The sequence below is a fragment of the Bacillus cereus group sp. N12 genome, from assembly GCF_016483575.1.
Lineage (GTDB): Bacteria > Bacillota > Bacilli > Bacillales > Bacillaceae_G > Bacillus_A > Bacillus_A toyonensis.
Map to the genome: position 1 here is coordinate 32,688 of NZ_JAEHBO010000045.1, position 11,982 is coordinate 44,669.

Sequence of the window (11,982 nt, forward strand, 5' to 3'; positions counted from 1 at the left end):
AAAGGAGATTTTACATGATAGAAAGTAAAGTTGTAGATTCTATACCAACTTTGAATGAGAATGATTGTCAAATATGGTGGGCAAGAATTTCAGATTTACAATCATGGCATTACAATTTACTAAATGATGTAGAGCAAGAGAAAGCAAATTCATATCATCATTCGGCAGATCGTGCACGTTTTATAATAGGTTGCGTAATTAGTAGGTTAGTTCTTGGAAAGATACTTTCTATGTCGCCAGTTCAAGTGCCGATTGATCGATTGTGCCCAGTATGTAAGTTACAACATGGTAGGCCGCAATTACCAGAAGGTATGCCACAATTATCAGTTTCACATTCGGGTGAGTGGGTTGTCGTTGCATTTACAAAATCTGCATCTGTCGGTGTTGATGTTGAACAAATGAATCCAAATGTAGATGTGATGAAAATGGCAGAGGGCGTATTAACAGATATTGAAATAGCACAAGTTATGAAATTACCTAATGAACAGCGATTAGAAGGATTTTTAACGTATTGGACTCGAAAAGAAGCTGTGCTGAAAGCGACAGGTGAAGGGCTATTGATTCCACCAGTTGAAATTACTGTATCAGCTCCAAATGATCCTCCTAAATTGTTGGTTTTTAGGGATAGACAAGAGTTAGCAGAAAATACAAGGATGGAAGATGTAAGGCCTAGTTTAGATTATATGGCTTCCATTGCAATATTTAGTAAAGAAGTAACTGAAATTACGCAGTTAGACGCGGTAGCGCTATTAAATTATAAATAAGTTTAATAAAATATTTTATAGAAGAGGTGTTCCACATGTTAGTGGCGGAAAGTAGAACAAATGAATTCACTTATAATGTACAAGCAATTAAAAATATTTTATTTTCTGGAGATACATCATCTATTCTTGCTTTAGAAAAGCTTTTGAATGATACAGTTCAATTTGATGTTCTAGAACAAGAGGTAATAGATAGGCAGTACATTCCGAAAGAAGCAAAAAATTTCTTTGATAAAAACGGAACATTTCTTTATCGTGTATCTAATGTTAGTTATAAAGGTAAGCTGTTATCTGAAAATCTAATTTTTGCGGATACTTCTTTTTTACCGGATACAATAAAAAGTGAATTAGAAAGTGGAACTATTCCTGTTGAAAACCTGATAGAAAAAATGGAAGTAAGAAGAAACGTATTATATAAAGGATATCAGCCATCTGGAAATATTATCGAATTGTTTGATGGATGTTCAGTTGCGGCGAATGTGTATCCAACTAGAAAATATCAAATTGTAAGTAACTGCAAATGTGTATTTTATATTTGTGAAGTGTATCATGCAGAAAATATAAAGGAATTGCTTAAATAAGAAATAAACAAGAAACCAGCCTATAAAATGGCTGGTTTCTTGTTTATTTAACAGCTTCTTTTAATTCTTTACCTGCTTTAAATGCTGGAACTTTACCAGCCGCAATTTGAATTTCTTCCCCAGTTTGTGGGTTACGCCCTGTACGAGCAGATCTTTCACGCACTTCAAACGTTCCAAAACCGATTAATTGAACTTTATCGCCAGATTGTAATGCGTTAGCAATTGTGTCAAATACGGATTGTACAGCTGCAGAAGCATCCTTTTGAGAAATATCAGCTGTTTGTGCCACATTTTTAATTAATTCTGTTTTATTCATGTTTTCACCTCATAAAAATTTTTTTAGAATGAATGTTTTAGTATAATGGATAGTAAAGATAAAGCTAGTTTTATGGTTGGAAAGAATACTATATAGTTATGTTAATTTCGTTGCAAGAGACTGAATCCCTGCTAATAATTGGGGATTAATTAAGAATTGATGCATACAAAAAGCAATAGTATGAGGATGAGGGGGAATATACGTATGATTTTTCGTGAAAAGAGTGAGAAAGAGAGTATATTAATTCGTCAACATGATCATGGTTTTTTGGCTGGAGAGATTGCTAGGCATATAAAAGAATGTTTTTTTGAAGATACAACATACTTAAAAGAGACAATTGATGCAATATATGAACATGATAGAGGATGGATAGAACTTGATAAAGTACCAATTTTGAATGATGCTAAAAATATTCCGTATACATTTATGGATTGTCCAAGCCCATTACGTTTTGTTTTTTATACGATTGGTTTGAATGAAATTGAAGATTCTAATCCATACGGGGCATTACTGTGTAGTAAACACTTTTTATCATTCCCGTTAAATGAGGAAGATGAAGAGATGCTTTCTTTTTATAAACATGAATTAGAACGACAAAAAAGAATTTTGAAAACGTTAACACAGGAACAGTTTGCGATGTTCGATAAACATTATAGATTATTAAAGTTTTGTGATGAACTTTCTTTATACGTATGTATGAATAAGCCTGGTGTCAAAAAGAAAGATGAAGTTGATTTATTTAAAGATGGTTTTGAAGGAACAGAAATGTTTAATAGTAAAGAGGAGAAACTTATTCAAGCTGAATGGGTGGACGAGGAAACAATTCGGATTACACCATTTCCATTTCAAACGGAATTTTATACGTATGTAAAATATAAAACGATAAATAAACATGAAATTGAAGAAAAAGGGATTGTAAAAGCTGATAGAGAATCGGAAATGAAGGAGCAAAACGTTCGTTTTATACAATAAGGAGGTAATATAAATTGAAAGATTATATATTAAAACAGTGTGATTACCATGCTTGGGCTAATACTAGATTATTCAATCGATTAAAAGAGTTACCAAATTATGAGACAATTTTGAATGAGCAGATACAGAGTGTATTCCCATCCATTAAGGATACTTTTGCGCATATTTATATTACAGATCAAGTGTGGTTACACATATTACATGGCAGAAGTATGAGTGAAGCAATACAAGATCGTGAAAAGTTAAAAAAACAAATCGATACAAAATCGCTAAATGAATTAGAAGAAATGTTTTTAAATATAGCTAATCAGTATAAAGAATTTCTAAGTACACAACAAGATGTACATGCTGAATTTGTTATTAAGAATCCATATGCAGGGACACTACATACTTCAATTTTAGAATTAGTGCAACACGTCGTAAATCATGGTACATATCATAGAGGAAATATAACAGCAATGATCCGTCAACTTGGTCATTCATCGACAATGATGGATTTTGTACTGTATTTACATATGATTCAGAAAAAGGGGGAGTAATATAGTTTGTAAGAAGGAGAGACTTTAATTGTAAAAGTCTCTCCTTCTATTTTATCCTGCATGAACTGCCTATAAAGTACCGATTAGTGTGGGAAAATAATCATTTGGGATGTACAAAGCCTCCAATAATTAAAGTTTCACTGTATTTCTTACGAAGCTTTATTTTCTTGTAATTGCTTAGCGTATTGTACAGCCTTATATGCATTGACTCTACCGTTTTTCCAGTACGTACCTGTACCACTAATTTTATCAGAAGTTGACTCAATAATTTGGCGGATTTGTGTATTGCTATATCCTTGATTTGCTAAAAGAGCAGCGACTCCTGCAACATGAGGTGTTGCCATAGATGTACCACTTAATGATTGATACGTGCTCCCTTTATATGTTGAATATATATTTGAACCTGGTGCTGCAACATCTACCCAGCTACCATAAGTAGAAAATGAAGATTTTCTATCTGATTGATCTGTAGAAGCAACTGCAATTACTTCGCTGTAATAAGCAGGGTAATTAGCTTTTGTATTTCCAGCATTTCCAGCAGCTGCAACTATAACAGAGCCTTTATTCCATGCATATTGAACTGCTTGTTGTAATGCAGTACCACCATTTGGAGCTCCTAAACTTAAACTAATTACTTTTGCACCCGAATCAGCAGCTTCTCGAATACCTTGCGCTACAGCATCAAGAGTCCCGCTTCCTTGATTATCTAATACGCGAACAGCGTAAATGGAAGTCTGCGGGGCAACACCAGCAATTCCGACACTATTATTCGTAAGTGCTCCAGTAATTCCAGCGCAATGTGTACCATGACCATTACCATCATCAGATGTATTGTCGTTATCAACATAATCATGTCCGTAAATTACTTTAGAAGCTAAATCAGGGTGTGAGCCTTGAACTCCTGTATCAATGATAGCTACTTTTACACCAGGATCACTTCGTTGGCTATCCCAAGCTTGTGGAGCTTGGATCTTTTGTAATCCATATTGATTTTTAAAATATGGATCGTTTGGATTCCAAAAGGCGTGAACGTAATAATTCGGCTCTGCATATTCCACATCTGGATTATTTTTATAACTCTTTATTTTTTCTTTTACAGTACCTTTTGAAAATTGAACGACTTCAAAACCTAACTTATCATCTTTAGATAAGACATTAGCTCCGACAGATTTATGAAAAGATTGCACATTATTTAAAGATGCATTTTGCTTGAATTTAACGATTAATTGGTTAGGAACGTAATCAGTAGATGATGTTTCAGCACTTGAAGTATTCGTGTTAAAGAAGAAACCACCAATAATAAATGATAAAACAGATAGGAAAACAATGAATTTGTTTTTCAAAAGATTTTTCCTCCCTTTTCTTGGATGAGTTTTTCAGCGACACTTTAATGTCGCATTCCTTTTCAACTATATAGTTAGACCATACGATTTATGACATTTATGTGAAAAACTTTTATTGGAATAAAAAGGGGGGAAGATTGATATAAATTTATTTTAAATGATATTGGTTGAGTAAGAGAACGAAAAAAGGAATGCTCATTATGCATGAGTCATTCCTTTTTTCATAGATTAATTGTGATTTCCAAATGAAGTTATACCATTTATAAATAGTTGTTACGTTTTATCCATCTTGATAAAAGAAATCTAAGTGGTTAAGAGGGAGTGACTCTATTTCTTGTCTATTAGAAACTTTGTTTCACATATCTTGTTGTGTTATTTGTTTCTGTATTTAATAATTGTAAGGTCTTACCATCGAAATTCTGTACAATATAAGGTATGTCTTTCTTAGAAACAGTGACTTCTTTACCGTTGTCCATTCGCTTCGTTATATGTAATTCAAAAGTCATAGAGTTTTTATCGTAAGACCATGTTCCTTCCGTTACATTGTCCTTGTTTGGGTAAGTTCCTGCTGCATATAACTCAAAAGTATTTCCACCTTTTATGATAAATGTTACTAGGAAACCACTAGAAGTTTCAAGTCCCCAGTCAGCAATTAACTCAGTTCCGTCTGTTACTTTACTCTTAACGTTTGCTTCGTTAACACCTGAATTAGTGTCTATTCCTGTTTTCTCACTTGCAGATATTCCGCCGCCGTTCGCCTTCGTTACTTCGTTTTTCATGTTGTTATATACTTCAATCCAGTATTTGTCGCCTTCTTTAACTAACTTTTCAGCGTTTTCAATTACTTCTTTGTCAGTTTTACCACCAGTATTTTTCTCTGTGTTTTGTGAGAAAATACGTTCTACTCCCTCAAAGGCTTTTCTGTACTTAGCGGTTGCTTTCTCAATATCCTTTTGAGCATCTATATACTTGTTCGGTGGGTCGATTTCTTCAAACTTATCAATTGCTTTAAAGATGTTTTCGACACTAACTAATACGTCTTTTCGTGTCTTATTGCCTTTGCTAGCTTCCCCAACTATATTATTGTACTCTTTGAATAGTCTATCAAACTCATTTCCTAAATCAATTAAATACATAGGATAGTCGTCTGCTAATACTCTTACTTTCTTCACATCAGAAGTTGACTGCTTTGAAGTACTAGAGTCAGCTTCTTTAGAAGTCTTAACTTCAGAATCCGTCTTAGCGGTTTTAGACTCTTCTGTCTTAGCAGGTTTAGACTCTTCTATTTTTATGCAACCGTTCATTAACAACATAACTGGTATGGTTAATCCTAGTAGTTTCTTTGCTTTCATGATTAAATGCCCCTTATCCTTAGTTAATAAATTAGCCGTATCTATTTACCTTGATTTCAGCCTTACTGTGTTTTTCTAGAAATACTATCTGTTGCTTCCTCAAAAAGCTTTGAACCATCTTTAGCTTTCGTTAATGACTGATTCATCTTACTTTCGTTTTGTTCTTCTATTGCATCAAAAAGCAGTGCAAATGCTTCATTATAAAGTTCCATTGATTGTTTTATATTTTCTTGTTCTACTTTTAACTCAGGCGGTGCTTGGAGGTTTCTTAACTTTGTTACATATGCTTTTGCTCCACCTATACTTAGTTGTACTTCACTTTTCTTTTGACTATATGACTTAACATCTGAACTTGCTACCTTTTCTATTAATTTCAAAACATCATCAACTTTAGTAGCATTTTCTACTATTTCTGACTTGTATTTCTCAACTTCTGAACCACTTAACTTTGCAGTTGATGAACTAGAGGAAGTAGATGAGTTTGAATTGTTAGAAGAAGAACTTGGTTTACTACTTGATGAGTTACTGTTTGCATCTTTACCATTCGCTGCAGATAAGCTATCATCTTTTTTACTATCGGTTGACTTACTCTCTTTCTCCATCTTTTGCGTTTCTTCTTTCTTTGGTTCCGCTTTCTTACTATCAGTTTCAATTGTAATACAACCACTTAATAACATAACTGGTAATGCTAAACTTACTAATTTCTTTGCTTTCATGATTCTTAATACCCCTTTATTTGTAAAATTTAGTGCAAACAAGTTAACATACTTAACTAAGAAGTTTTCTCCGAATAACATCTTAGAATCGTCTATCTATAGATTACCTTTATATTACATAATCTTCAATAGTTTTCCTTTTATAATTTTCTGGTTATTAAGTTGTGATTTATATATAATCAACTGGACTTTAAAGTTTTTTTGATAATACTGCTTAAAAAAAGAGGGGATTCTTACCGAGATATTTATGTTGAGGTTCATTGTATTTTAGTATTACTTCACTATAATTTATGTGTGATGCTAATGATTTTTAGAGTAACCAACACTGATAATTTTAAATGAAGTTTACTTAATAGAATATAATGTACTAAACATATTCTTTTATTTACTTTAGTGGAACTTTTTTAATAAAATAAAAGGCCCTACATTTTGACCAATTTCTTTTTCAAAATGTAGGGCTGTATTCTATATAAAATTAATATTTATAGTGAAATTTGAACTACAGTTATTTTAAAAACAGATTAACTTGCCTGTTTTTTATGGCTTTCTTTCAATTTCTCTGCTTGTAAAAAACGATTCGTTTCAGCGACAACGATACCACTTAATCCGATTAGGCCAATTAAGTTTGGAATTGCCATAAGTCCATTTGCAATATCAGCAAATGTCCATACGATGCCAAGTTTTAAATTGGCACCAATCGCAATCATCACGATAAAGATTGCTTTATAATATCGAACAGCACCTTCTCCAAATAAATAAGCGACACATTTCTCACCGTAATATGACCAGCCTAAAATAGTAGAGTAGGCGAATAAAATTATGGCAATACCAAGGATCATACTACCAGCGGTGCCGAATACAGATTGGAATGCAAGTGTTGTAGCTTCAACACCGGTTTTACCTGATTTCCATGCTCCAGTTGTAATTAATACAAGTCCTGTAATTGTACAGACGATAAATGTATCAAGAAAAGTACCAGTCATAGAAACTAAAGCTTGTTTTGCAGGTGAATCTGTTTTTGCTGCAGCGGCCGCAATAGGAGCACTACCTAAACCAGCTTCGTTTGCAAATACACCGCGCGCCATTCCGATTTGAATAGCTGATGCGACTGTTGCTCCAATAAAACCACCTGCGGCTGCTGTACCTTGAAATGCACCAGAAAAAATAAGTGAAAATGCTTCTGGAATTTGATCAAAGTGATAGAAAATAATAATAAGACCAGCAATTATATAAAAGAAAGCTTTAATAGGAACAATAAATCCCGTTACTTTCCCGATTTTTTTTACACCGCCTAAAATAACAATAGCGATTAAAAATGACATTAATATACCAGTTAAAGCAGGGGGGAAAGAGAAATTAATTCGCATTGCCTCTGCAACTGAGTTAGATTGCACCATATTACCGATCCCGAAAGAAGCAGTTGTACCGAATATAGCGAATAAAACAGCAAGCCATTTCTTACCTAAGCCACGCTCTAAATAATACATTGGTCCACCTGAATATTCACCATTTTCATTACTAACACGGTATTTCACTGCTAGAATTGCTTCGGCATACTTTGTTGCCATTCCGAATAAAGCGGTAATCCACATCCAAAAAATTGCACCAGGACCACCAATTGTAACAGCTGTTGCAACACCGGCGATATTTCCCATACCAATCGTTGCGGCCATAGCTGTCATGAGTGCTTGGAAGTGGCTAATATCTCCAGAAGATGACGTATCTTCTGACTTTTTAAATGCTATTTTGTGAGCGTATAATAGTTTACTAAACTGTAAACCTTTCAAACGCACTGTGAGAATGATACCAGTACCAACGAGTAGCAACAAAGTTGGCAATCCCCACACGTAATGATTCATTTGTTCTAATACTTTACTTACTGTCTCCATCTTTATTCTCCTTTTTTAGAAAAAATAAAAACCACTTCAAGTAAATGAAATGGTCTCTGGAGAAACAAGGAATAGAAAAATAAACCGATACAAATCGGCATTTTCCTTCGCTTGTCTCTGTCCTTTTTACCTGAGAGATTATCCGCTAAAATAGCGGATTTGCTCCTTCGGCGCTCTTTTTCCTCCGCGCTATTAAAAGCGAGAGGGAGTCTCTCCAGAGATTCGTCCCCATGCAGTTCTACTTGTAACCAAGACCTGAGAGTTTCAAAGTTGGTATTACAACTTTTTGCCCCGTCGGTAGATCAATTGACCTTCTCCTGAATGGTTCATCCGAATTATAAAATTAATATACACATTGAATGTAAATCAATAAAAATATTATAGACAGATAAACTGTGAATTGCAATCTTTTTTTTATTTTAAAATAGTAAACAGTTTTATTTTTTAGAAATTCCTAATTTATCTTTAATTTCATTTAAAGTAGATAAAGCGATGACAATATGTTGATCGGCAAGCCCTAAAGCCTGTTTTGTATTTTCAATTATTTCATTGGCCGGAGTAGAATTATTGTATTTATCAATAATTAAATCTGCTGCATTTTTCATGTAATATGATGCGGATTTAAACTGAGTTGTGAATTGGATTAGTTGTTTTTGTATATGTATATCCGTTATGCTTTCTTCGATTTTTATCGTGTCTATTTCGTTCATAAGTGTTTCATACTGTTTGGAAACAGCACTCATTGTAGCTAATAGTTTATTTCTATCCACTGAATCTCCGTTCGTGTTCATCTCTTCCCAGGCAGGCAACCAATCTTTTTCGATAATGTCATTATAATTAGTAGTCAATTCCTTAATTTTAGGTTGTAATTTAGTTTTGAAAGTTTTTGTATCCACTGTTTCTACAGTTGCTTTTTCATTATCATTTTTATTTTTACCATTAGTTACGTAGAAAATCGTACCGAAAATGATGAAAATAGAAATAACTACTGTCCATTTAGCAAAAAGAATTTTCTTCAATATGTAACGCCTCCAAAATTTAAAAACTTATAATTATAATATATAACAATAATGTTGTTTTAAATAGAGAAAATAAAGTTAGAAGTGATTTGAATTACATCTTTTTTATACGTAACTAATTAAAATTAGTAAAAAGATGAAAGGAATATATAAGAAAGGGGAATTTTAGTGAAAGTGAATAAAAGAAAACTAGTTTTAAATATTGTAACGGCTATGTTATTAATTGGTGTATCTCGCATTAACGGGCAGTAAGACCCCCACTTCAAAATGCAGCGAAAGCAAAGAAGTTAGGTGGGGGATGAAGAATCCCAAAATGATTAAAGTTTCACTTTATTTGCACTCATTTATGTAGACAAAGAATCTAAAATTGAAAAATTTCCAGTACCAATGTCAGCAATCCATGTTAATGATGATAATGAAGAGGTTTATACATATATAAGTGTAATGCTTATTATAAAGGCAAGTGGATGGGAGCCAGCCTAGTTAGTTTTAAAAAAGTGGAACGAAAGGTAAATGTATAACATTATCCGAGAGAAATTACGTATTATTTATTTGAGCAATAGATATACAAGGGAGAAAAGATTTCGATGTAATTCCTATAGAGCTACATTTTTTATATTCCGAATTATTTGAAATGAAAACAGATAGATGGTTTGATAGATATAGTGCAAAAAAATGATTATTTGTACAAAAGTAGAAGTTTTTAGTTACCATAGTTTTGTTATGTAAACTGATTGTTGTAAGAGAGATTGTATTATGAGGGGGGATTAGAAATGTTACTAAAAACAATATTTTGCAGAGTGGAAGAAAAGAAAAGGGAGATGTTTTCGGCTGCTCAAGAAAAATGGGGTGATTTACAACATTTAGATGGTTTTCATGGGCAATTTGGTGGATGGAATGAAGATGAGGCATGTGTATTTACTTTATGGGAAGATAGAAGTGCATATCAATCATTTATGAACGGTGCTCACGATACAATTTATTTAAATAGTAATCAAAAAGATACGTTTCTTTCATGTGAAATTGAACTATTTCAAACGTTGTATGATATAAATGATAAGCCTTTGCAAAACGTTGTTACAGAAGGATCATTCGTAAGAGTTGCCATATGTGATGTAAAGGGAGAAAAAGAAAATCATTTTTTACATAAGCAAGAAACAATTTGGAATAAAGGAATGGAGAATGCAAAAGGGATGTTAGGTGGAGTAGTTGCGAAGTCTTTAAAAAATGAAACTCGTTACATAGTATTAACTTATTGGGAAGATGAAATGGCGCATCAATATTATGTGGAAGAGGGTTTTCCCATGTTGTATAAACTGGCTAACATTCATGAAGATATAGAAGAGATAAGAAGTAAACAAGCTGTATGTAAGGAAGAATGGCTTGTATATTAAGTGCAGAAAAAGTGTATAAATGAATGTATAATAAAGATAATTTCTTGTAAACAAGAAATTAATAGAAGACGTCATATACCCTTTCATGTTAATATATTTAAGTTAAAATAGGAGGCTTACCCTTTTGTATTGTACGGTAGAAGCAGTGTGAGCTTGAAATTTTTTATGAAAAGGATGTGCCTAACTTGCGTATCAATAAATTTATTAGTGAAGCTGGAAAAGCGTCTCGACGCGGAGCAGATAAATTAATTAATGAGAGAAGAGTAATTATTAACGGTAAGGTTGCAAAAATTGGTGACCAAGTAAATCCAGGTGATGATGTACGAGTGAATGGAGAACAACTTCGTATTGCTCGAGACCATGTGTATATCGCTTTAAATAAACCAGTAGGTATTACATGTACAAGTGAAAAAGCAGTAAAAGGTAATATTATTGATTTAGTGAATCACCCTTTACGTATTAGTCATATTGGACGTCTCGATAAAGACTCAGACGGTTTAATTTTGTTAACGAATGATGGCGATATCGTTAATGAGATTTTACGTGCTGAAAACAAGCATGAGAAAGAATATATCGTTTCAGTGGATAAGCCAATTACACCTGATTTCTTAGAGAAAATGGCAGCGGGAGTTAAAATTTTAGGTACAAAAACACTTCCTTGTGAGGTTACACAGTTATCAAAATATGAGTTCCAAATTATTTTAACACAAGGGCTGAATCGTCAAATTCGCCGTATGTGTGAAGCTTTAGGTTATCAAGTATATACGTTAAAACGTACGAGAATTATGAATATAGAATTGAATAATTTACCAGTTGGGCAGTGGAGAGATTTATCGAAGAAAGAGAAAAGACGTCTATTTTCAGATTTAAATTACGAACCACAAGATTGGTAAAATTGTGAAGTGAAACCAAAAAAATTTGGTTTCACTTTTTTAAATTAAATAAATAATTTTTTTAAACACTTGCAAAAATAAAATGAATAAGATATATTAAATAACAATAAATGGATGTTTTATAAAAGCAAAGAAAAGGACACGAGTTATTTTACCCGGTTATACAGAGAAGGAAGGAAAGCTGAGAACTTCCTAACGCAGAAAAAT

12 protein-coding genes and 1 riboswitch are annotated in these 11,982 nt (G+C 33.0%); of the genes, 6 read left to right on the forward strand and 6 right to left on the reverse strand.

What is annotated here, in order from left to right; genetic code table 11:
- Positions 1–14: 14 nt before the first annotated feature.
- Together sfp and JDS92_RS19145 are read left to right on the forward strand one after the other, a co-directional pair.
- Positions 15–764, forward strand: coding sequence for a 4'-phosphopantetheinyl transferase Sfp (sfp, locus tag JDS92_RS19140; RefSeq protein WP_000573008.1), 750 nt, complete (start codon positions 15–17; stop codon positions 762–764).
- Positions 765–799: 35 nt separating this feature from the next.
- Entirely contained in the window at positions 800–1,342 is a 543-nt protein-coding gene (locus JDS92_RS19145; protein WP_097956749.1) for a cold-shock protein, read from the forward strand.
- A 43-nt stretch (positions 1,343–1,385) separates the two neighbouring features.
- On the opposite strand, the gene JDS92_RS19150 is transcribed toward JDS92_RS19145, so the two are convergent.
- The gene (locus JDS92_RS19150) at positions 1,386–1,658 is read right to left on the reverse strand and encodes an HU family DNA-binding protein (RefSeq protein ID WP_001043908.1); all 273 of its coding nucleotides are present in this window, start codon (positions 1,656–1,658) and stop codon (positions 1,386–1,388) included.
- Positions 1,659–1,862: 204 nt separating this feature from the next.
- Here JDS92_RS19150 and JDS92_RS19155 point away from each other — a divergent pair, with 204 nt between their 5' ends.
- Complete coding sequence (locus JDS92_RS19155) at positions 1,863–2,630, forward strand: DUF3891 family protein (protein WP_199632335.1); 768 nt, start codon at positions 1,863–1,865, stop codon at positions 2,628–2,630.
- A gap of 14 nt (positions 2,631–2,644) precedes the next feature.
- Positions 2,645–3,169 carry a DinB family protein gene (locus JDS92_RS19160; protein WP_199632336.1) on the forward strand — a complete coding sequence of 175 codons (525 nt, stop codon included), beginning with the start codon at positions 2,645–2,647 and terminating at the stop codon, positions 3,167–3,169.
- Positions 3,170–3,318: 149 nt separating this feature from the next.
- On the opposite strand, the gene JDS92_RS19165 is transcribed toward JDS92_RS19160, so the two are convergent.
- From JDS92_RS19165 to JDS92_RS19185, 5 genes are all read right to left on the reverse strand, one after another.
- On the reverse strand, positions 3,319–4,512 hold the full coding sequence (locus JDS92_RS19165; RefSeq protein ID WP_000790784.1) for a S8 family peptidase: 1,194 nt from the start codon (positions 4,510–4,512) through the stop codon (positions 3,319–3,321).
- A gap of 341 nt (positions 4,513–4,853) precedes the next feature.
- Positions 4,854–5,864 (reverse strand): DUF3994 domain-containing protein, encoded by a 1,011-nt coding sequence (locus JDS92_RS19170; protein ID WP_098711642.1) that lies wholly within the window; start codon positions 5,862–5,864, stop codon positions 4,854–4,856.
- Between the two features lie 62 nt (positions 5,865–5,926).
- The gene (locus tag JDS92_RS19175) at positions 5,927–6,580 is read right to left on the reverse strand and encodes a DUF7018 domain-containing (lipo)protein (protein ID WP_392388334.1); all 654 of its coding nucleotides are present in this window, start codon (positions 6,578–6,580) and stop codon (positions 5,927–5,929) included.
- A gap of 521 nt (positions 6,581–7,101) precedes the next feature.
- Positions 7,102–8,469: an alanine/glycine:cation symporter family protein gene (locus JDS92_RS19180; protein WP_000451043.1), complete on the reverse strand. Its 1,368-nt coding sequence runs from the start codon at positions 8,467–8,469 to the stop codon at positions 7,102–7,104.
- Positions 8,470–8,576: 107 nt separating this feature from the next.
- Positions 8,577–8,697, reverse strand: a riboswitch (glycine riboswitch).
- A 209-nt stretch (positions 8,698–8,906) separates the two neighbouring features.
- Complete coding sequence (locus tag JDS92_RS19185; RefSeq protein ID WP_199632337.1) at positions 8,907–9,488, reverse strand: hypothetical protein; 582 nt, start codon at positions 9,486–9,488, stop codon at positions 8,907–8,909.
- Between the two features lie 773 nt (positions 9,489–10,261).
- Between JDS92_RS19185 and JDS92_RS19190 the strand changes: the two genes are divergently transcribed.
- Positions 10,262–10,882 (forward strand): DUF4937 domain-containing protein, encoded by a 621-nt coding sequence (locus tag JDS92_RS19190; protein WP_199632338.1) that lies wholly within the window; start codon positions 10,262–10,264, stop codon positions 10,880–10,882.
- A gap of 185 nt (positions 10,883–11,067) precedes the next feature.
- Positions 11,068–11,775: a 23S rRNA pseudouridine(2604) synthase RluF gene (gene rluF, locus JDS92_RS19195; protein WP_001222161.1), complete on the forward strand. Its 708-nt coding sequence runs from the start codon at positions 11,068–11,070 to the stop codon at positions 11,773–11,775.
- The last annotated feature ends 207 nt before the right edge of the window (positions 11,776–11,982 follow it).